We start from the raw sequence: 19,072 nt of genomic DNA, 5'->3' as shown, positions 1-19,072 counted from the left end.
GTTTTACGAGGTCGACTAATGCACATTCATATTCTTGGTATCTGCGGCACTTTCATGGGTTCGATGGCGGTTCTGGCCAAAGAGCTGGGCCATCATGTGACCGGCTCCGATGCCAACGTCTATCCGCCGATGAGCACTCAGCTTGAGGCTCAGGGCATTCAGTTGACCCAGGGCTACGACCCGGCGCAACTCGATCCGGCCCCGGATCTGGTGGTCATCGGCAACGCCATGTCCCGCGGCAATCCGGCGGTCGAATACGTCCTGAATAAGGGCTTGCCGTATGTCTCCGGCCCGCAGTGGCTGGCCGATCACGTGTTGCAAGGTCGCTGGGTGCTGGCCGTCGCCGGCACGCATGGCAAAACCACCACCAGCAGCATGCTCGCCTGGGTGCTGGAGCACGCGGGCATGAGCCCCGGTTTCCTGATTGGCGGCGTGCCGCAGAATTTCTCGGTGTCGGCGCGTCTGGGCGGCACGCCGTTCTTCGTGATCGAAGCCGACGAATACGACAGTGCATTTTTCGACAAGCGCTCCAAGTTTGTTCACTACCGCCCCCGTACGGCGATCCTGAACAACCTGGAGTTCGATCACGCCGACATCTTCCCCGATCTGGCGGCTATCGAGCGACAGTTCCACCATTTGGTGCGGACCATCCCGAGTGAAGGCCTGGTGATCCACCCGACCACCGAACCGGCCTTGCTGCGTGTGATCGAGATGGGCTGCTGGACCCCGGTGCAAACCACCGGCGCTGGTGGTCAGTGGCAGGTCAAACTGCTGAGTGAAGACGGTTCGACATTCGAAGTGATGTTCGAAGGCGTCGCTCAAGGCGTGGTCGAGTGGGACATGACCGGTCAACACAACGTCGCCAACGCCTTGGCCACCTTGGCGGCGGCGCGGCATGTCGGTGTCGTGCCGTCCATGGGCATCGCTGCGTTGAGCGCCTTCAAAAGCGTGAAGCGCCGGATGGAAAAAGTCGCCGAAGTCCGTGGCATCACCATCTACGACGACTTCGCTCACCACCCGACTGCCATCGCCACGACCCTCGACGGTCTGCGTAAACGCATTGGCGACGCGCCATTGATCGCCATCATCGAGCCGCGCTCCAATTCCATGAAGCTCGGCGCTCACCGTGATGGCTTGCCGGAAAGCGTGGTCGATGCCGATCAAGTGATTTGGTACGCACCGGCCAACCTCGGCTGGGACCTGAGCGCTACTGCGGCGCTGTGCACGGTGCCGTCGATTGTCAGCGATTCTCTGGAAGGCATTATCGAGCGCGTGAAAAGCCAGGCTCAACCCGGCACTCACGTGGTGATCATGAGCAACGGCGGCTTCGGCGGCCTGCACGGCAAACTGGCCGAGGCGCTCAAATGAACAATGGCCCGGAACGCATCACGCTGGCGATGACCGGCGCTTCGGGCGCCCAGTACGGTTTGCGCCTGCTGGACTGCCTGATTCGCGAAGATCGCGAGGTGCACTTCCTGATCTCCAAGGCTGCGCAGCTGGTGATGGCCACCGAAACCGACGTTACGTTGCCGCCGAAAACCCAGATGATGCAGGCCTTTCTCACCGAGTACACCGGCGCTGCCGCGGGGCAGATTCGGGTGTACGGCAAGGAAGACTGGATGTCGCCGGTGGCCTCGGGCTCCGGCGCGCCGTCGGCGATGGTGGTGGTGCCGTGTTCGACTGGCACGCTGTCGGCTATCGCGACCGGTGCTTGTAACAACCTGATCGAACGGGCCGCTGACGTCACACTGAAAGAGCGTCGCCAGCTGATCCTGGTGCCGCGCGAAGCGCCGTATTCGAGTATTCATCTGGAGCACATGCTCAAGTTGTCGAACATGGGGGTGACGATCTTGCCCGCGTCGCCGGGCTTCTATCATCAGCCACAAACCATCGATGACCTGATCGACTTCGTCGTGGCGCGGATTCTCAACCTGCTGAACATCCCGCAAGACATGCTGCCGCGTTGGGGCGAACACCATCTGACCAGCGATGAATAAGCTGCTGATGGTTGTGCTGGCGCTGCAACTGGCGGGCTGTGCCACGGTGCGCACGCTGGATGCTGCCAAGCCGGGGGCTCCGGTGGTGTATGCGGGAACGCGACTGGATTTGTACGCCATGAATGGCGGTTGCTGCGCGATGGACCGTTTTGGGGCAGAAGCACCGAGCTATCCTGGTATTGATCTGCCCGCCAGTGCTTTGCTGGATACGTTGCTGTTGCCGTTGTCGGTGTTGACGGTGATCGGCGTGAGTTTTCAGGCGACCGGCGGGTTGTAGGAGTAAGCGAGGCTTTTTGTGGCGAGGGAGCTTGCTCCCGCTGGGCTGCGCAGCAGTCCCAATTTATGGGGCCGCTACGCGACCCAACGGGAGCAAGCTCCCTCGCCACAGGTTCGCGGGTTACTTGCCGAGCTTGCGCAACTCATCCGACTCGACAATCCGCACCCCATCCTGCTCCTCCAGCGCCAGCCGCCACATCGCGCGAGCCAGTTGGCAGGCTTCGATGCCGTGGTATTTGCCCGGGATCAGGCGGGACAACGGACCGGCGAACAGCTCGGCCGGCCGAGGCTCGATACGATCGCCCAGCAATACCGAAGGCCGGCAAATGGTCAGCTGCGGCCAGTTTTGCGCGCGCAATGCGTATTCCATCTCGCCCTTAACCCGGTTGTAGAAAATCGAGGATCTGCGATCGGCCCCCAGGGCGCTGATCACGATCAAGTGCCGCGCGCCCATTTCCCGCGCCCGTTTGGCGAAAGCCACCACCATATCGAGATCGACCGCGCGAAACGCCTCTTCCGAGCCAGCCTGTTTGATCGTGGTGCCAAGACAGCAGTAGGCGATGTCGACGCGACCGTTCAGTTGCGGCAGGAATTCCGCCGGGTCGCCGACCGGGTTTTCCAGGTGGGGGTGCTTGGCCAACGGCCGGCGTGAGGGGGCCAATACGCGCGTGATCGTAGGCTCGTTGAGCAGGCGATCAAGCAAGTGTTCACCGGTCAGGCCGGTAGCTCCGGCAAGCAATACATGCTGAGGCGTCAAGTACATAGTGTTTCCCCCTTGATACTGATCAGCTTAGTTGCTCTTTGCATCCTTGTTGCTGATAGAGACACTTTGTAGCGCTTTTCGTGCCTGCTGTTTGCGTAACAGCTGCCAGTGGGAGAGTACGGTTTTCGGTGCCCAGATCTGCGGTTCAGAGGCTTCGAAGCTGTCCGCCAGTTCCCGCTCGGCCACGGTGGCCCTGGCCAGCTTGAAGGCTTGTTCCAGGTCGTCGGTCTGGTTCAGGGCCTGGGCGAACAGCGCATCGCCGAAGTAAGTGAAGTTGGCTTCTTCCGTGCAACCGAAGGACACACGGTCGGCCCGCGCGGCCGCCATGATCAGCGTGCGTTCGTCCTTGAGGGCGGGGATGAAACCACCGGAGTAGCAAGACGAAATCACAATGATCTTGTCGCGGTTTTTCAGTGGCGCGAGCACGGCAGCGAGTTCGTCCGCCGGCAGGTCGGACAGTTCCATGCGCGGCTGATCGAGTACGAGTTCGTGTTCGCTGGTGCCGTGGCTGGTCAGGTAGATGAAGATCAAGTCTTCCGGACCGCTGCGTTCGGCCAGCGTCAACGCGGCGCGGCGCAGGTTTTCCCGGGTGGCCATCGGCCGATCGACGAGATGGTCGCGGTGGTTCACCAGGCGAATCTGGCCAAACGCACCGAAGCGGCTGGTCAGCATATTGCTGACGTAATCGGATTCGCGCAGGAACACGCTCTGCTTGCCGTCACCGCCCAGCGTCAGGGTGTACAACTCGATCGCCGGGGTCGAGGCCGGCACATTGGCCAGCGCATCTTCGAGCAAGCGCCCCTGAGCCAGCAGGCCAAGCTCGAGGCTGTCGGGCAGCAGCTTGCCATCGGCATCGCGCACTCGCTGGCCATTGACCCAGGTGCCGCTCTGTACGGTGCCATCGGTCAACACCAGCGTGCCATGACCTTGATAACTGTCGCCGTCGAACTGACCGATGTAGAAACTGCCGTCGGGCAGGTTCAGCCGGCCCTGGCCAGTGAAGCGCCAGTCGCTGAACTGGCCGATGTAGTGGCTACCGTCGGCACCGATCAACTCGCCCTTGCCGTTCAGCGAACCTTCCTTGAATTGGCCCAGCCAGACATCGCCGTCGGCATTCTCGTAGCGGCCCTTGCCGTGCAGTTGGTTGTTCTTGAAGCCGCCGACGTAGATGTCGCCTTCGGCGCTGTTGAAAGTCCCGTTGCCTTCCAGCTGACCGTCCTTGAAATGTCCGGTGAACTGATTGCCGCTGGCGTCACCGCGCTGGCCTTCGCCGTTGGGCTTGCCATGGGCGAACTGGCCTTGATACGAGCTGCCGTCATCGAGTTCCAGACGTCCGAGCCCTGAATATTGATCGGCCTTGAATTCGCCGCGGTAGGTCATGCCGTTTTCTTTGAGGGTGCCTTCGCCTTCGCGCCGACCCGCCTTGAAACCGCCGGTGTAGCTGCTGCCGCTGGTGGTCAGCGTGCCCTGACCGTCGAACAGTCCCAGGTTGAAATTACCGCGATACACTTCGCCGTTGCTGCCGTGCCATTCGCCCGGGCCATGCCATTGACCCTTGTCGAAACTGCCGGCGTACCAGCTGCCGTTCGGGTAGTCGACGCGACCCTGGCCTTGCAGCAATCCGTTGACCAGGTCGCCGCGATAGCGTCCGCCATCCGGCAGGCGCGCATCGGGCGGCAACAGCGATTCGCCGTCGCCGCAAGCGGTGAGCATCAGGGTCAAGGCAATGAGTGCAAGTGAGCGCATAGCGGGATCCGGGCAATTAGGCGACCGAGTATGCCGCAGCTCTATGACCTTAAATAGAGAGAGGTCGCGAAACAGCGTGAGCTGCTTCGCATCCGGGAGGGTTTACACGAAGCAGAGTGACAATGGCTCGGCGATGTAGGCCGGTTTTTCCGAACCTTCGATCTCGAGCGTGGCGGTGGCTTTGAGCAGCCATTGGCCGGGTTTCTTCTCGGTGACTTCGGTCAGGTCGACCTTGAGCCGCACTTTCGAGTTGACCTTGACCGGCTGAATGAACCGCACGCTGTCCAGGCCGTAATTGACCACCATCTTCAAGCCTTCGGGCAGGATGAGGATGTCTTCCATCAGTTTGGGGATCAGCGAAAGCGACAGGAAACCGTGTGCAATGGTGCTGCCAAATGGCGTTTGCGCGGCTTTGACCGGGTCGACATGGATGAACTGATAGTCCCCTGTGGCTTCGGCGAACAGGTTGATGCGCTCCTGATCGATGGTGAGCCATTCGGAACGTCCAAGTTCCTTGCCGACATAATCTTTGAGCTCTGCAACGGGAACATAGGGCATTGAGACTCTCCTTGGGGTTCATCGGTTTTATAGTTTTGAGGTGGGGGGATTTGACCTCCCGGATTACCACTTTAGATCAACATGGCGAATTGCTCCGGTCAACCGACCATGCTTTTGGCGAATGCCGGTCCATAGCGTTGGCATGCTTATAATGCCGGGCGCGATTTTTTTCGGGGAGAGGACGGATGTTGTTACGTGGCCTGACCTGGCTGGTGTTGTTCCAATTGCTGGGCACAGCCATCAACCATTTGTTATTGCCGGTGCTGCCGGGGCCGATTATCGGCCTGCTGCTTCTGCTGGTGTACCTGATCTGTCGTGGGCAGGTGGGCGAACCGCTTAACCTGGCCGCGAGCAGCCTGCTGCGTTACCTGCCGTTGCTGCTGGTGCCACCGGCTGTGGGCGTGATGGTGTACGCCAAGGACATTGCCGCGGACTTCTGGGCCATTGTCGGTGCGCTGGTGTTGTCGCTGCTGTTGTCCATGGCCTTCGCGGGTGTGCTGATGCAGCGCATGGTCAAGCGTCACGCGCACCGCGAGGACTCGCAATGATCCTGGACTGGCAAGGCGCCTGGACGTCGGTGATTCATCATCCGTTGTTCGGCATCGGCATTACCCTCGGCGCTTATCAACTGGTGTTGGCGGCGTTCGAGAAAACCCGCTGGATCTTTCTGCAGCCCGTGCTGGTCTCCATGTTGCTGGTGATTGGCGTTTTGGTGGGCTGCGGCCTGACGTACGCCGAGTACCGCAAGAGCACCGAGATCCTCAGCATTTTGCTCGGCCCCGCCACGGTCGCGCTGGCTGTACCGCTTTACCTCAATCTGCGGCGGATCCGGCAGTTGTTCTGGCCGATATTTACTACGCTGGTGATAGGCGGTGTCGTCGCCACCGGCATGGGCGTGTTGCTGGGCTGGTCGTTCGGTGCCGAACACATGATCCTGATGACCATGGCGCCGAAGTCGGTGACCTCGCCGATCGCCATGCTGGTGGCCGAGCAGATTGGCGGCGTCGCGGCGCTGGCGGCAGTGTTTGTGTTGATCACCGGCGTGATCGGGGCGATCTTTGGGCCGAGCCTGCTGAATCGGCTCGGCGTCCACAGCCCCGAGGCGCGTGGCATGGCGCTGGGCATGACTGCCCATGCGGTCGGCACCGCGGTGGCCATGCAGGAAAGTGAAGAATGCGGCGCCTTCGCGGCGCTGGCAATGAGTCTTATGGGCGTGGCCACGGCGGTGTTCCTGCCGTTGGCAGTGTCGATGGTGGTGTAAGGAAATGTCTATGAGCTTGCCGCTTTTCCCGCTGAACACGGTGCTGTTTCCTGGCTGCATCCTCGACTTGCAGATCTTCGAGGCGCGCTACCTGGACATGATCAGCCGCTGCATGAAACAGGGCGGCGGTTTCGGCGTGGTGTGCATTCTTGATGGCGAAGAAGTCGGCATCGCTCCGGCGGGCTATGCGCTGGTCGGCTGTGAAGCCCTGATTACCGACTTCAAACAGCAGGACAACGGTTTGCTGGGCATTCGGGTGCAGGGCGGACGGCGTTTTCACGTGTTGCGCACCGAGGTCCAGCGCGATCAATTGACGGTCGCCGAGGTCGAGTGGCTGGAAGACGAGCCCGAGCAACCGTTGCAGGATGAGGACGCCGACCTGGTTGCACTGCTCAAGGCCCTGGCCGAACACCCGATGGTCGAAGCCTTGAACATGGGCACCGAGGCGACCGGGCAACAGTCGCTGGCCAATCAGTTGGCGTACCTGTTGCCGTTTGCCGAATTGGACAAAATCGACCTGCTGCAACTCGACGATCCGCAGCAGCGACTGGATGCGATCCAGGCACTGCTGGATGAGTTGCAGGGTGAGTTGTTTGCCTGATGAAAAGATCGCAGCCTTCGGCAGCTCCTACATGGGTAAGGCGTAGGAACTTGCTGAAGGCTGCGATTTTTTGATCTTCAGTAGGCGTATCTCACCATCGCATGCGGTAAATGCCGCAACGCAAAGAACCCGAACAGCGCCACCATCGCCGGCAACACCAGCCACCAGATCCTCGGCGGCATGGCATTGAGCGGTGTCCGGCGCTGACTCAGCCCCAGGCTCGCCGCACAGACACACGCCGCCAGCATTGCGCCGGCCAGCACATCCGTGGGCCAGTGCGCGCCCAGATAGACGCGTGACAGCGCGATCGCGAGTGCCGGCAGGCAGCCCAACAGCAACCAGGTCAGACGCATCCGCGGGGGTTGTCCGCGACCAGCCAGAACGGCGAGGGTCAGAAACAACGCGAAGGCCCCGGAGGCGTGACCGCTGGGCATGCTGTAGCTCACCAACGGATCGCTCAAGACTTCCGGGCGCACGCGGGCGAAAAACTGTTTGGTAAACGTGTTGCCGAGCGCCGTGAAGAGCAATGTGCTCCCCGCAAAAATCGCCTGTCGCCATTGCCGGGCCACCAGCAGCAGCCCGGTCAGCAGGGCGCTGAACAGCAGCATGTTGCGGAACTCGCCAATCAGCGTGAAGGTGACGGCGACTTCGTCGAGCGTCGGGCTGCGGTGTTCCTGCACCAGCGTCATGACGCCCTGATCGAGGGCGGTCAGGTGCGGGTAGCCGATAAACAGCCCCGCGAGGATCAGTAAGCTCATGCTGGTGATCAGTATTGTCGCTTTGCGATGGCGGCGCAGGCTGCTGGTCACGCTCAAGCCCACCATCACCGCGATGCTGCCGGCAACGATCCCGGCCTCAGGCCAGAAACCTTCCGGCAATGGCAAACGAATCGCAGCCCCCGTGGCCCAGCCGGGCAACAGGTAGGCGACGCTCCAACCGGCAGCGGCCAGCAGGCTGACAGCGACGAAGCGCGGGAAGGGCATGTCGAACATCCCGGCAACCATCGGCAGCATGGGCCGCAACGGCCCGATGAAACGCCCGACCAAAAGACTGGCAATGCCATAGCGCTGGAAGTAAGCCTCGGCGCCGGCGATCCATTCCGGATGATGGCGCAGGCCGGGCAGGCGCCGAATGTTCTGATGGAAATGTCGCCCCACAAAGTAGGAAACGATATCGCCCAGTACGCCGGCGGCGAATCCGAGCAACAATGTTTCGCTCAACGACAGCGCGCCGCTACCGGCCAGCACCGCGACGGCAAACAGCAACACCGTGCCGGGTACGATCAGCCCGGCAATCGCCAGGCATTCCACGAAGGCCACAATGAAAACCGCCGCGGCCAGCCACTGCGGGTTTGTCGCCAGCCATCCGGTCACGCTATCGAGCCAAGGGCCCATAAAAACAACTCCATTGAATTTCTATAAACGCCTTCAGGGCGAGCAAACCTTCCAAAACACCACACAAGCCCCGCAGGGATTGCGGATGCTTCAAGTTCTTTGATTGTTCATGTCAGCAAAAAATAATCGCGACCTTCGACCTGCCCCCGTCGTAGCGGGTTCCGCGTGCAATACGGCGCGTAAGCCGCGTCGACGAAGCGGTACATCAAGTGTTCGTCACGCCCATGGGGAATGCCCAGGCGTGTGGTTTGAATGATATGGCCAGGTGCCGGGCCGACATCCTCCACCAGCAGCACTTCATGATCGAAGCGCTTGGCGTCCCAGACCGGCACCTTCAAACCCAGCGCCTTGCACAGTAATGTTTGCCCGGCGCAAAGTTTTTGCGAAGGGCGAGGGCGACCCTGGGCATTAGGATTGTTCAACAGCATTTGCGCCAGGCTCGCCGGGCCGCTCAACTCATCGACCCACGGATAGGCGGATTTGATCAAAACCGCATTGCCTGGACCTTGAGCGCTGAAATTCAGGGAGTCGCCGGCCCGGGCGTAATACATATAGATGTGGCCGCCATCCAGAAACAAAGCCTTACGCTTTTCTGTGTAGCCGAGAGAGGCATGGCTGCCTTTTTCTTCGAAGTAATAGGCTTCGGTCTCGATGATCCGGGCGCTGAGCCACAAGTCACCTACCCGGTGACGGATGACTTTGCCCAGTAAATCCCGGGCCAGCGTTTGCGCATCCCGGTCGAAAAACGCGTCCGGGAGCCCTGTAGGCAGGCTCGCAGCGGGCGCACGAACAGTCAGGTTGGACATGATGAGCGGCATTTATCAAAGCTGATTGAGTCGTGATGATAACAATTTGCAGCTTAATCACGGCTGAACGTCGGCAAATTGCCCTCCATTTCGACCATCCGCCCGTCACCGCTGTTAGTCGGGGGACGCGACAGCTATAATCTGCCGCTTTACTCTTTACCAAGACCTTAGCAAAGACCACCACCGACCATGACTGAGTCCGTTCTCGACTACATGACCCGCCTGGGTCGCGCTGCCCGCGAAGCGTCGCGCATCATCGGCCGTGCCAGCACCGCGCAGAAAAACCGCGCCTTGCAGGCTGCTGCCAATGCGCTGGACGCCGCGCGTGCCGAGCTGACGGCTGCCAACGAGCTGGATCTGGCCGCGGGTCGCGCCAATGGTCTGGAGCCTGCGCTGCTGGAACGCCTGGCGCTGACCCCGGAGCGTATCGACGGCATGATCGTCGGTCTGCGTCAGGTTGCAGCGTTGCCGGACCCGGTCGGGGCCATTCGCGACATGAGCTTCCGTCCGTCGGGGATTCAGGTCGGCAAGATGCGCGTGCCGCTGGGCGTGATCGGGATCATCTACGAATCCCGGCCCAACGTGACCATCGATGCTGCCAGCCTGTGCCTGAAGTCGGGCAATGCGACCATCCTGCGCGGCGGTTCCGAGGCGATCAATTCCAACCGCGCCATCGCCGCCTGCATCCAGCGCGGTCTGGCCGAAGCCGATCTGCCGTCCGCCGTGGTTCAAGTGGTCGAAACCACTGACCGCGCCGCGGTGGGTGCGCTGATCACCATGCCTGAATACGTCGACGTCATCGTGCCCCGTGGCGGCCGTGGCCTGATCGAACGGATCAGTCGCGACGCTCGCGTGCCGGTGATCAAGCATCTGGACGGCATCTGCCACGTTTACGTCAGTGCTCACGCCGATTTGCCGAAAGCCCAACGCATTGCCTTCAACGCCAAGACTTACCGTTATGGCATCTGCGGTGCGATGGAAACGCTGTTGGTGGATCAAACCGTTGCCAAAGATTTCCTGCCGTCGATGGCTGCACAGTTCCGCGAAAAAGGCGTTGAGCTGCGTGGTTGCGAGCGCACTCGGGCGATCATCGATGCCGCGGCGGCCACTGAAGACGACTGGCACACTGAATACCTGGCGCCGATCCTTTCGATCCGCGTGGTCGACGGTCTGGACCAGGCCATCGAGCACATTAACAAGTACGGCTCCCATCACACCGATTCGATCGTCAGCGAAAACCTTGCAGACACTCGGCGTTTCGTCGCGGAAGTGGATTCGTCGTCGGTGATGATCAATACGCCGACTTGCTTCGCTGACGGCTTCGAATACGGATTGGGTGCCGAGATTGGCATTTCTACTGATAAGCTGCACGCCCGTGGCCCGGTGGGACTCGAAGGCCTGACCTGCGAGAAGTACATCGTGGTCGGTGATGGCCAGTTGCGCGGCCAGGCGTCGGTCTGACTTGGGCGACCTTAATCCGTCGGCCCCGGTAACTGCCAGCGAACCTGCGCCTCGACGTATCGGCATGCTGGGCGGGACGTTCGACCCGGTGCACATCGGCCATTTGCGCGGTGCGCTGGAAGTCGCCGAATCGCTGGCGCTCGATGAGTTGCGACTGACACCCAGTGCCAGGCCGCCTCATCGAGGCGCGCCGCAGGTCTCGGCGAAGGACCGTCTGGCGATGGTCGAGTGCGCGGTGGCCGGTGTGGCCCCGTTGGTGGTGGACGCCCGTGAATTGCTGCGGGACAAGCCGTCCTACACCATCGATACCCTGGAACTGATGCGTGCCGAACTGGCCGCTGAAGACCAGGTTTTTCTACTTTTGGGCTGGGACGCATTTTGCGGCCTGCCCACTTGGCACCGCTGGGAAGAGTTGCTCCAGCATTGCCACATCCTGGTGCTGCAACGCCCGGATGCCGACAGCGAACCGCCGGATGCCTTGCGCAACCTGCTGGCAGCGCGCTCGGTGAGCGACCCGCTGGCCCTCAAAGGGCCGAGCGGACAGATTGCATTCGTCTGGCAGACGCCGCTCGCGGTATCCGCCACCCAGATCCGTCAACTGCTGGCCAGCGGTAAGTCGGTACGTTTCCTGGTGCCCGACGCGGTCCTGGCCTACATCGATGCGCACGGACTCTACCGTGCGCCGAACTGAATGGGAGTGCTTCAAGGCACGTGATACCAACGTGTATTGAACCACCCGAACACATGAGCAAAACGAGTTTTATATGACTGACAAAGACGTAGCTAAAGTTAAGCGCAAAGGCACATTCAAGAGCGCCCCGCTGCCAGTAGAAGTGCCAACCGGCCCTGAGCTGGTCGGCGAAGAACTGGTGAAGGTTGCCGTAGCGGCCCTGGAAGACGTGAAGGCCCAGGACATTCAGGTGATCGACGTTCGTGAAAAGCAGAGCATCACTGACTTCATGATCATCGCCACCGGTACCTCCAACCGCCAGATCGGCGCGATGCTGGACAAGGTCCGCGAAGCGGTCAAGGCTAAGGGCGTCAAGCCACTGGGTGAAGAAGGCAAGGGCGACAGCGACTGGGTCCTGCTGGATATGGACGACGTCATCGTGCACATGATGACCGCCTCGGCTCGCCAGTTCTATGACCTGGAGCGCCTGTGGGCCGGTGCAGAGCAGAGCCGTTCGGCCAGCGCTGCGCACCACAGCCCGGAAAACACCCATGAGCACTTCACCAAGCTCAACAAAGACCAGCAATAAGGGACCGCTGTGCGACTGCGACTGATCGCCGTCGGTTCACGCATGCCCAAATGGGTGGAAGAAGGCTGGCATGAATATGCCAAGCGTCTTCCGTCCGAGCTGGCGCTGGAACTGGTGGAAATACCGCTCAATACCCGTGGCAAGAACGCCGACGTGGCGCGCTTCATCCGTCAGGAAGGCGAAGCCATGCTGGCCAAGGTCGGGCCGAACGAGCGCGTTGTCACCCTCGAAGTCCACGGCAAGCCCTGGAGCACGGAGCAGTTGGCGGTCGAGCTCGATCGCTGGCGGCTGGATTCGCGCACGGTGAATTTCATGGTCGGCGGCCCCGAAGGGCTGGCGCCGGAAGTCTGTGCGCGGGCCGATCAGCGCTGGTCCTTGTCGCCGTTGACGTTGCCGCACCCGCTGGTGCGGATTCTGATCGGCGAACAGCTGTACCGTGCCTGGACAGTTCTGTCCGGCCACCCTTACCACAAGTAGTTCTGCCTCATGCCCCAGCCGATCCGCATCAAGGACCACGAAAAAGACGCCCGTCTGGTGCGTGGCCGCGTCGTGTTCGGGGCAATTGCAGTGGTGGCGCTGATCGGCGTGCTGATCGCGCGCCTGTATTTCCTCCAGGTGATTCAGTACGAGTACCACTCGACCCTGTCGGAAAACAACCGCGTGCATGTGCAGCCGATTCCGCCCACCCGTGGGCTGATCTTCGACCGCAATGGCGTGGTGGTGGCCGACAACCGGCCGAGCTTCAGCCTGAGCATGACCCGCGAGCGTTCCGGCGACTGGCAGCAAGTGCTCGATGTGATCGTCGAAGTGCTGGAGCTGACGCCCGAGGATCGGGTGATCTTCGAGAAACGCATGCGCCAGGGGCGACGGCCATTCGAGCCGGTGCCGATTCTGTTCGAACTGACCGAAGAACAGATCGCCCGCATCGCCGTGAACCAGTTCCGCTTGCCGGGAGTTGAAGTGGTTGCGCAACTGGTGCGGCATTACCCGCAGGGCGCGCACTTTGCGCACTCGGTGGGTTACATGGGGCGGATCAACGAGAAGGAGCTGAAGTCCCTCGATCCGGTCAATTACAGCGGCACCCACCACATCGGCAAGACCGGTATCGAGCGCTTCTACGAGCCCGAGTTGCACGGTCAGGTGGGTTACGAAGAAGTCGAAACCAACGCACGAGGCCGCGTATTGCGGGTGCTCAAGCGTACCGATCCGATTCCCGGCAAGGACATCGTCCTGAGCCTGGACATCAAATTGCAGGAAGCCGCCGAAGCAGCGCTCGGCGGTCGCCGTGGCGCGGTGGTCGCGCTGGACCCGAAAACCGGCGAAGTACTGGCAATGGTCAGTCAGCCGAGTTTCGACCCCAACCTGTTCGTCACCGGCATCAGCTTCAAAGCCTATTCCGAGTTGCGCGACTCCATCGACCGGCCGCTGTTCAACCGCGTGCTGCGTGGTCTGTACCCGCCGGGTTCGACCATCAAGCCGGCGGTGGCGATTGCCGGTCTGGATTCGGGCGTGGTCACGGCGTCGACCCGGGTCTTCGACCCCGGTTACTACCAACTGCCCAACTACGACCACAAATACCGTAACTGGAACCGTACCGGTGACGGCTATGTCGACCTGGACACGGCGATCATGCGGTCCAACGACACCTACTTCTATGACCTGGCGCACAAGCTGGGGATTGATCGCCTGTCGGCCTACATGGGCAAGTTCGGCATCGGCCAGAAGGTCTCCCTGGACATGTTCGAAGAGTCGCCGGGGCTGATGCCGTCCCGTGAGTGGAAGCGCGCGACCCGTCGTCAGGCCTGGTTCCCGGGCGAAACACTGATTCTCGGGATCGGCCAGGGCTACATGCAATCCACGCCGCTGCAACTGGCCCAGGCCACGGCGCTGGTGGCCAACAAAGGTGTATGGAACCGTCCGCACCTGGCCAAGACCGTCGAAGGCGAACGGCCCAAAGATGACAATCCGATGCCGGACATCATCCTGCGCGATCCGTCCGACTGGACCAAGGTCAACCATGGTATGCAGCAGGTAATGCATGGCGCCCGTGGTACCGCGCGCAAGGCCTCGATCGGCGCGCAATACCGGATCGCGGGCAAAAGTGGTACGGCCCAGGTGGTTGCGATCAAGCAGGGTGAGAAGTACGACCGCTCCAAGGTTCAGGAACGTCACCGTGACCACGCCTTGTTCGTCGGCTTCGCGCCGGCCGACAACCCGCAAATCGTGGTGTCGGTGATGGTCGAGAACGGCGAGTCCGGTTCCGGCGTCGCCGCACCGGTGGTGCGCCAGGTCATGGACGCCTGGCTCCTGGACCAGGACGGCCGACTGAAAGCCGAATACGCCAGCCCAATCAGTGCGGAGGCTACGGCCCGTGAAGAGTAATTTCGATCGCATCCTTTCCAGTGAGGATGTGATGCGTCGCCGCGCGACGCTGTTGCAACGCATGCACATCGACGGCCCGTTGCTGATCCTGCTGCTGACCCTCGCGGCCGGTAGCCTGTTCGTGCTGTATTCGGCCAGCGGCAAGAGCTGGGATCTGCTGGCCAAGCAAGCCACGTCGTTCGGCATCGGCCTGGTGTCGATGATCGTCATCGCCCAGTTCGAGCCGCGCTTCATGGCTCGCTGGGTGCCGGTGGGTTACGTGCTCGGCGTGCTGTTGCTGGTGGTGGTGGACGTCATGGGCCACAACGCCATGGGCGCCACGCGCTGGATCAACATTCCCGGGGTGATCCGCTTCCAGCCTTCGGAGTTCATGAAGATCCTGATGCCGGCGACCATTGCCTGGTACTTGTCCAAACGCACCTTGCCGCCGCAGCTCAAGCATGTGGGCGTCAGTCTGTTTCTGATTGGTTTGCCGTTCATTCTGATCGTGCGCCAGCCCGACCTCGGTACTTCGCTGCTGATTCTCGCGGGCGGTGCGTTCGTGCTGTTCATGGGTGGCCTGCGCTGGCGCTGGATTCTCAGCGTGCTGGCCGCGGCCGTGCCGGTGGCCGTGGGGATGTGGTTTTTCATCATGCACGACTACCAGAAGCAGCGAATCCTGACGTTCCTCGACCCGGAAAGCGATCCGCTGGGCACGGGCTGGAACATTATCCAGTCGAAAGCGGCCATTGGCTCCGGCGGCGTATTCGGCAAAGGCTGGCTGCTGGGCACCCAGTCGCACCTGGACTTCCTCCCGGAAAGCCACACCGACTTCATTATTGCGGTCATGGGCGAGGAGTTCGGCCTGGTCGGCATCTGCGCGCTGCTGCTGATTTACTTGCTATTGATCGGCCGCGGGCTGGTGATTACCGCCCAGGCCCAGACATTGTTCGGCAAATTGCTCGCGGGCGCCCTGACCATGACGTTTTTTGTTTACGTTTTCGTCAACATAGGTATGGTCAGTGGCCTGTTGCCGGTTGTGGGGGTGCCGTTGCCGTTCATTAGCTACGGAGGAACTTCGCTGGTAACGCTGCTGTCAGCGTTTGGGGTTTTGATGTCGATCCATACCCATCGTAAGTGGATCGCGCAAGTTTGAATAAGGTGAAGATTTCAATGCAAGTAATGCGTGGCTGGGCGACTCGATACGCGCCATGGGTCGGCCTGGTAAGCATCCTTGGCACTGCGCAGGACGCGTTGGCCGGCGATTACGAAGGCACACCCCAGGTGGCCGAATTCGTCGGTGAAATGACCCGCGACTACGGCTTTGCCGGTGAACAGCTGATGGGCGTGTTCCGCGAAGCCGAGCGCAAGCAAACGATTCTGGACGCGATCTCGAAACCCGCCGAGCGGGTCAAGCAGTGGAACGAATATCGTCCGATGTTCATTACCGACGCGCGCATTGCCCGCGGCGTGGATTTCTGGCGGCAGCACGAGGCGGTACTGGCTCGCGCCGAGCAGGAATACGGTGTCCCGGCCCAGGTGATTGTCTCGATCATCGGCGTTGAGACCTTTTTCGGTCGCAATACCGGCAATTACCGGGTAATCGACGCCTTGTCGACCCTGGGTTTCGACTATCCTCCCCGTGCCGAATTCTTCCGCAAGGAATTGCGTGAGTTCCTGTTGCTGGCCCGAGAAGAACAGGTCGATCCACTGACCCTCAAGGGCTCCTACGCCGGGGCGATGGGCTTGCCGCAGTTCATGCCGAGCAGCTTCCGCGCCTATGCGGTGGATTTCGACGGTGACGGCCACATTAATATCTGGACCAATCCCGACGATGCCATCGGCAGCGTTGCCAGTTACTTCAAACGTCACGGCTGGGTGGCCGGTGAACCGGTGGTCAGCCGCGCGGATGTGCGTGGCGAGCAGGTCGACGAAGGTTTGACCACCGGCATCGAACCGACTAAAACCGTCGGGGAGTTGCGGGCGCTGGGGTGGTCAAGTCATGATGCGCTGCGCGATGATATGCCGGTCACGGCATTCCGCCTGGAAGGTGACAATGGCCCTGAATACTGGATGGGCCTGACGAATTTTTACGCAATCACGCGTTATAACCGCAGCGTGATGTACGCCATGGCGGTACATCAACTGTCTGAACAGCTGGTCCAAGCACGGGGCGTCAAGTAATGCGGGCATTGCCTATGAATAAACCCCTGAAGCTGATGGCATTCGCCGCGTTGGCGGTGCTGGTCGCCAGTTGTTCGACCAGCCGCTCGCCGACACAGAAGTCTTCTTCCACCGCCGTGCGCTCGGCGCCGGGGCTGGACATCAACCGCGCCCACAAAGATGGCGCACCGTGGTGGGATGTCGACGTATCGCGCATCCCGGATGCCACGCCGACCTTGCACACCGGTCCTTACAAGGCCAACCCGTACACCGTACTGGGCAAGACTTACTTCCCGCTGCAGGAATCCAAGACCTACGTCGCCTCGGGCACGGCGTCCTGGTATGGCACCAAGTTCCACGGCCAGAACACCGCCAACGGCGAGGTCTATGACCTGTATGGCATGAGTGCCGCCCACAAGACCTTGCCACTGCCAAGTTACGTTCGGGTGACCAACCTGGACAACAACAAGACCGTGATCCTGCGGGTCAATGACCGTGGCCCGTTCTACTCGGACCGCATCATCGACTTGTCCTACGCGGCGGCGAAAAAACTCGGCTATGCCGAAACCGGCACTGCGCGGGTCAAGGTCGAAGGCATCGATCCGCAGCAATGGTGGGCGGCCAAGGGCCGTCCGGCACCTTTGATGCTCAACGAGCCGCAAGTCGCGCAAAATACCGCGCCGACGATTACCGCTTCGGCCGGTACGGTCGAACAATGGACGCCACCGCCGCAGCAACACGCCGCGGCCGTCGTGCCCGTGCAGATCGATGCAAAAAAAAACGCTTCTGTACCAGCCTCTGGCCAGTATCTGCAGGTGGGCGCGTTCGCCAACCCGGACGCTGCAGAACTCCTGAGATCGAAGCTCAGCGGGATGGTGAGCGCTCCGGTGTTCATCAGCTCGATCGTGCGCAATCAACAGACACTGCATCGGGTGCGCCTGGGGCCGATCGGCTCGCCGGGTGAAATCCAGCAAGTGCAGAACAGTGTGCGCCTGGCCAATCTCGGTTCGCCGAGCGTGGTCACCGCCGAGTAATACGTAGTACTTGATTGACGGTTCACTTGCAGTTTCAGGGGTGAACCTGGTTGTTGGCTCGTTGAAGAACAAAAGCCCGGCAAGGGTTCTGAGTGAACGACTGAACACGCGACAACCCGTTAGAAGGTTGTCTGATTAGTTTTGCCCTCGGGCAGTTTCCATTAGCGATTTCGAGAGACGGATGAACATCACCACCTTTGCCAAACGCCTGTGCCTTCTAGTCCCGCTGCTCCTCTCGCCTGCCGCTTTTGCGGTCGAGATGATGCCGTCGCCGCCACAACTGGCCGCCAAAGCCTACGTGCTCATGGATGCCAGCAGCGGCAACGTGCTGGTCGAGAACAACGGTGACCAGCGTCTGCCGCCTGCCAGCCTGACCAAGCTGATGACCGCGTACATCGCGACCCTGGAAATCCGTCGTGGCCAGATCGGCGAAAACGATCCGGTGACCGTCAGCGAAAACGCCTGGCGCACCGGCGGTTCGCGGATGTTCATCAAGGTCGGTTCGCAAGTGACGGTCAGCGACCTGCTGCACGGCATCATCATTCAGTCGGGCAACGACGCCAGTGTTGCGCTCTCCGAGCACATCGCCGGCAGCGAAGACGCTTTCGCCGACATGATGAACAAAACCGTGGCCGACCTGGGCATGACCAACAGCCACTTCATGAACCCGACCGGCCTGCCGAACCCGGAGCACTACTCGTCGGCCCACGACATGGCCGTGCTGGCTCGCGCGATCATCCACGAAGACCCGGCTCACTACGCGATCTACTCGCAGAAAGAGTTCTTCTGGAACGGCATCAAGCAACCTAACCGCAACCTGCTGCTGTGGCGTGACAAGACCGTTGACGGTCTGAAAACCGGCCACACCGAAGAAGCCGGCTACTGCATGGTGTCTTCGGCCGTTCGTGATGGCATGCGCCTGATCGCCGTGGTGTTCGGCACCAACAGCGAAGTGGCCCGCGCATCGGAAACCCAGAAGCTGCTGACCTACGGTTTCCGTTTCTTCGAAACCCAGACCTTCTATCAGAAAGGCGCCGAGCTGGCCCAGGCCCCTGTCTGGAAAGGCAGCACCAATCAAGTCAAGGCCGGCCTGGCTGAAGACCTGACCATGACCCTGCCAAAAGGCCAGCTGAAAAAGCTCGCCGCCAGCATGACCATGAACCCGCAACTGGTTGCGCCAATCGCCAAGGGCGACGTGATCGGCAAAGTCGAAGTGAAACTGGACGACAAGGTGGTGCACAGCGCTGACCTGATCGCCCTGGACGCGGTCGACGAGGGTGGTATCTTCCGTCGCATGTGGGATAGCATCCGTCTATTCTTCTACGGCTTGTTCAACTGAATTAGTGTGGACTCTCATGGCCCCGCTCCAATCCGGAGCGGGGCCATGTCCGT

The 19,072-nt window shown here is 61.1% G+C and carries 20 protein-coding genes; 15 read left to right on the top strand and 5 right to left on the bottom strand.

Annotation, left to right across the window (positions count from 1 at the left end; translation table 11 throughout):
* The first annotated feature begins 18 nt into the window (after window positions 1–18).
* The 3 genes from mpl to ACM1ZW_RS05355 are packed head-to-tail and all read left to right on the top strand — an operon-like array spanning window position 19 to window position 2,274.
* Window positions 19–1,368: a UDP-N-acetylmuramate:L-alanyl-gamma-D-glutamyl-meso-diaminopimelate ligase gene (mpl, locus tag ACM1ZW_RS05365; RefSeq protein WP_017341013.1), complete on the top strand. Its 1,350-nt coding sequence runs from the start codon at window positions 19–21 to the stop codon at window positions 1,366–1,368.
* A complete protein-coding gene (gene ubiX / locus ACM1ZW_RS05360) occupies window positions 1,365–1,997 on the top strand; it encodes a flavin prenyltransferase UbiX (RefSeq protein ID WP_008035761.1) in 633 nt (210 codons plus the stop codon). The genes mpl and ubiX overlap by 4 nt, the downstream gene beginning before the upstream one ends.
* Window positions 1,990–2,274 (top strand): YceK/YidQ family lipoprotein, encoded by a 285-nt coding sequence (locus tag ACM1ZW_RS05355; RefSeq protein ID WP_017341012.1) that lies wholly within the window; start codon window positions 1,990–1,992, stop codon window positions 2,272–2,274. Before ubiX ends, ACM1ZW_RS05355 begins: the two co-directional genes overlap by 8 nt.
* 120 nt (window positions 2,275–2,394) lie before the next feature.
* On the opposite strand, the gene ACM1ZW_RS05350 is transcribed toward ACM1ZW_RS05355, so the two are convergent.
* From ACM1ZW_RS05350 to ACM1ZW_RS05340, 3 genes are all read right to left on the bottom strand, one after another.
* Window positions 2,395–3,036, bottom strand: coding sequence for an oxidoreductase (locus tag ACM1ZW_RS05350; RefSeq protein WP_017341011.1), 642 nt, complete (start codon window positions 3,034–3,036; stop codon window positions 2,395–2,397).
* A gap of 27 nt (window positions 3,037–3,063) precedes the next feature.
* Window positions 3,064–4,782, bottom strand: a complete 1,719-nt coding sequence (locus ACM1ZW_RS05345) for a C13 family peptidase (protein WP_017341010.1) — start codon at window positions 4,780–4,782, stop codon at window positions 3,064–3,066.
* A 102-nt stretch (window positions 4,783–4,884) separates the two neighbouring features.
* On the bottom strand, window positions 4,885–5,340 hold the full coding sequence (locus ACM1ZW_RS05340) for a MaoC family dehydratase (RefSeq protein WP_017341009.1): 456 nt from the start codon (window positions 5,338–5,340) through the stop codon (window positions 4,885–4,887).
* 185 nt (window positions 5,341–5,525) lie between these two features.
* Here ACM1ZW_RS05340 and ACM1ZW_RS05335 point away from each other — a divergent pair, with 185 nt between their 5' ends.
* Genes ACM1ZW_RS05335 through ACM1ZW_RS05325 form a run of 3 tightly spaced genes read left to right on the top strand, consistent with a single transcriptional unit; the run spans window position 5,526 to window position 7,202 of the window.
* Window positions 5,526–5,888: a CidA/LrgA family protein gene (locus ACM1ZW_RS05335; RefSeq protein ID WP_017341008.1), complete on the top strand. Its 363-nt coding sequence runs from the start codon at window positions 5,526–5,528 to the stop codon at window positions 5,886–5,888.
* Window positions 5,885–6,601 (top strand): LrgB family protein, encoded by a 717-nt coding sequence (locus ACM1ZW_RS05330; protein WP_017341007.1) that lies wholly within the window; start codon window positions 5,885–5,887, stop codon window positions 6,599–6,601. Before ACM1ZW_RS05335 ends, ACM1ZW_RS05330 begins: the two co-directional genes overlap by 4 nt.
* Before the next feature lie 10 nt (window positions 6,602–6,611).
* Window positions 6,612–7,202, top strand: coding sequence for an LON peptidase substrate-binding domain-containing protein (locus tag ACM1ZW_RS05325; protein WP_017341006.1), 591 nt, complete (start codon window positions 6,612–6,614; stop codon window positions 7,200–7,202).
* 77 nt (window positions 7,203–7,279) lie between these two features.
* Here ACM1ZW_RS05325 and ACM1ZW_RS05320 read toward each other — a convergent pair whose 3' ends face one another.
* A complete protein-coding gene (locus ACM1ZW_RS05320; protein WP_017341005.1) occupies window positions 7,280–8,596 on the bottom strand; it encodes a bifunctional DedA family/phosphatase PAP2 family protein in 1,317 nt (438 codons plus the stop codon).
* A gap of 107 nt (window positions 8,597–8,703) precedes the next feature.
* Window positions 8,704–9,402: a DNA-3-methyladenine glycosylase gene (locus tag ACM1ZW_RS05315; RefSeq protein WP_416740281.1), complete on the bottom strand. Its 699-nt coding sequence runs from the start codon at window positions 9,400–9,402 to the stop codon at window positions 8,704–8,706.
* Between the two features lie 189 nt (window positions 9,403–9,591).
* Between ACM1ZW_RS05315 and ACM1ZW_RS05310 the strand changes: the two genes are divergently transcribed.
* The 9 genes from ACM1ZW_RS05310 to ACM1ZW_RS05270 all read left to right on the top strand — a co-directional run bounded on the left by ACM1ZW_RS05310 (window position 9,592) and on the right by ACM1ZW_RS05270 (window position 19,019).
* Window positions 9,592–10,863, top strand: a complete 1,272-nt coding sequence (locus ACM1ZW_RS05310) for a glutamate-5-semialdehyde dehydrogenase (RefSeq protein ID WP_017341003.1) — start codon at window positions 9,592–9,594, stop codon at window positions 10,861–10,863.
* Window positions 10,832–11,554: a nicotinate-nucleotide adenylyltransferase gene (gene nadD / locus ACM1ZW_RS05305; protein ID WP_416740280.1), complete on the top strand. Its 723-nt coding sequence runs from the start codon at window positions 10,832–10,834 to the stop codon at window positions 11,552–11,554. The genes ACM1ZW_RS05310 and nadD overlap by 32 nt, the downstream gene beginning before the upstream one ends.
* Window positions 11,555–11,627: 73 nt before the next feature.
* Window positions 11,628–12,122, top strand: a complete 495-nt coding sequence (gene rsfS / locus ACM1ZW_RS05300) for a ribosome silencing factor (RefSeq protein WP_017341001.1) — start codon at window positions 11,628–11,630, stop codon at window positions 12,120–12,122.
* Between the two features lie 9 nt (window positions 12,123–12,131).
* Window positions 12,132–12,599 carry a 23S rRNA (pseudouridine(1915)-N(3))-methyltransferase RlmH gene (rlmH, locus tag ACM1ZW_RS05295; protein WP_007937439.1) on the top strand — a complete coding sequence of 156 codons (468 nt, stop codon included), beginning with the start codon at window positions 12,132–12,134 and terminating at the stop codon, window positions 12,597–12,599.
* Between the two features lie 9 nt (window positions 12,600–12,608).
* Window positions 12,609–14,504: a penicillin-binding protein 2 gene (gene mrdA, locus ACM1ZW_RS05290; RefSeq protein ID WP_017341000.1), complete on the top strand. Its 1,896-nt coding sequence runs from the start codon at window positions 12,609–12,611 to the stop codon at window positions 14,502–14,504.
* A 31-nt stretch (window positions 14,505–14,535) separates the two neighbouring features.
* Window positions 14,536–15,639 carry a rod shape-determining protein RodA gene (rodA, locus tag ACM1ZW_RS05285; protein WP_050558263.1) on the top strand — a complete coding sequence of 368 codons (1,104 nt, stop codon included), beginning with the start codon at window positions 14,536–14,538 and terminating at the stop codon, window positions 15,637–15,639.
* 17 nt (window positions 15,640–15,656) lie between these two features.
* A complete protein-coding gene (mltB, locus tag ACM1ZW_RS05280; RefSeq protein WP_017340998.1) occupies window positions 15,657–16,667 on the top strand; it encodes a lytic murein transglycosylase B in 1,011 nt (336 codons plus the stop codon).
* Window positions 16,667–17,680, top strand: coding sequence for a septal ring lytic transglycosylase RlpA family protein (locus ACM1ZW_RS05275; RefSeq protein WP_017340997.1), 1,014 nt, complete (start codon window positions 16,667–16,669; stop codon window positions 17,678–17,680). The genes mltB and ACM1ZW_RS05275 overlap by 1 nt, the downstream gene beginning before the upstream one ends.
* Window positions 17,681–17,861: 181 nt before the next feature.
* The gene (locus tag ACM1ZW_RS05270; RefSeq protein WP_414878124.1) at window positions 17,862–19,019 is read left to right on the top strand and encodes a D-alanyl-D-alanine carboxypeptidase family protein; all 1,158 of its coding nucleotides are present in this window, start codon (window positions 17,862–17,864) and stop codon (window positions 19,017–19,019) included.
* Window positions 19,020–19,072 lie beyond the last annotated feature (53 nt).

The sequence above is a fragment of the Pseudomonas sp. NFX71 genome, from assembly GCF_048079215.1.
GTDB classification, from domain to species: domain Bacteria; phylum Pseudomonadota; class Gammaproteobacteria; order Pseudomonadales; family Pseudomonadaceae; genus Aquipseudomonas; species Aquipseudomonas fluorescens_B.
Note: the sequence above shows the minus strand (reverse complement) of the source record. Positions and strands in the feature narration are given on the sequence as shown.

Excerpts from the sequence above, each read along its gene's own strand:
- mpl (WP_017341013.1), top strand. The coding sequence starts at position 19 with ATGCACATTCATATTCTTGGTATCTGCGGCACTTTCATGGGTTCGATG.
- ubiX (WP_008035761.1), top strand. The coding sequence starts at position 1,365 with ATGAACAATGGCCCGGAACGCATCACGCTGGCGATGACCGGCGCTTCG.
- ACM1ZW_RS05355 (WP_017341012.1), top strand. The coding sequence starts at position 1,990 with ATGAATAAGCTGCTGATGGTTGTGCTGGCGCTGCAACTGGCGGGCTGT.
- ACM1ZW_RS05350 (WP_017341011.1), bottom strand. The coding sequence starts at position 3,036 with ATGTACTTGACGCCTCAGCATGTATTGCTTGCCGGAGCTACCGGCCTG.
- ACM1ZW_RS05345 (WP_017341010.1), bottom strand. The coding sequence starts at position 4,782 with ATGCGCTCACTTGCACTCATTGCCTTGACCCTGATGCTCACCGCTTGC.
- ACM1ZW_RS05340 (WP_017341009.1), bottom strand. The coding sequence starts at position 5,340 with ATGCCCTATGTTCCCGTTGCAGAGCTCAAAGATTATGTCGGCAAGGAA.
- ACM1ZW_RS05335 (WP_017341008.1), top strand. The coding sequence starts at position 5,526 with ATGTTGTTACGTGGCCTGACCTGGCTGGTGTTGTTCCAATTGCTGGGC.
- ACM1ZW_RS05330 (WP_017341007.1), top strand. The coding sequence starts at position 5,885 with ATGATCCTGGACTGGCAAGGCGCCTGGACGTCGGTGATTCATCATCCG.
- ACM1ZW_RS05325 (WP_017341006.1), top strand. The coding sequence starts at position 6,612 with ATGAGCTTGCCGCTTTTCCCGCTGAACACGGTGCTGTTTCCTGGCTGC.
- ACM1ZW_RS05320 (WP_017341005.1), bottom strand. The coding sequence starts at position 8,596 with ATGGGCCCTTGGCTCGATAGCGTGACCGGATGGCTGGCGACAAACCCG.
- ACM1ZW_RS05315 (WP_416740281.1), bottom strand. The coding sequence starts at position 9,402 with ATGTCCAACCTGACTGTTCGTGCGCCCGCTGCGAGCCTGCCTACAGGG.
- ACM1ZW_RS05310 (WP_017341003.1), top strand. The coding sequence starts at position 9,592 with ATGACTGAGTCCGTTCTCGACTACATGACCCGCCTGGGTCGCGCTGCC.
- nadD (WP_416740280.1), top strand. The coding sequence starts at position 10,832 with ATGGCCAGTTGCGCGGCCAGGCGTCGGTCTGACTTGGGCGACCTTAAT.
- rsfS (WP_017341001.1), top strand. The coding sequence starts at position 11,628 with ATGACTGACAAAGACGTAGCTAAAGTTAAGCGCAAAGGCACATTCAAG.
- mrdA (WP_017341000.1), top strand. The coding sequence starts at position 12,609 with ATGCCCCAGCCGATCCGCATCAAGGACCACGAAAAAGACGCCCGTCTG.
- rodA (WP_050558263.1), top strand. The coding sequence starts at position 14,536 with ATGCGTCGCCGCGCGACGCTGTTGCAACGCATGCACATCGACGGCCCG.
- mltB (WP_017340998.1), top strand. The coding sequence starts at position 15,657 with ATGCAAGTAATGCGTGGCTGGGCGACTCGATACGCGCCATGGGTCGGC.
- ACM1ZW_RS05275 (WP_017340997.1), top strand. The coding sequence starts at position 16,667 with ATGCGGGCATTGCCTATGAATAAACCCCTGAAGCTGATGGCATTCGCC.
- ACM1ZW_RS05270 (WP_414878124.1), top strand. The coding sequence starts at position 17,862 with ATGAACATCACCACCTTTGCCAAACGCCTGTGCCTTCTAGTCCCGCTG.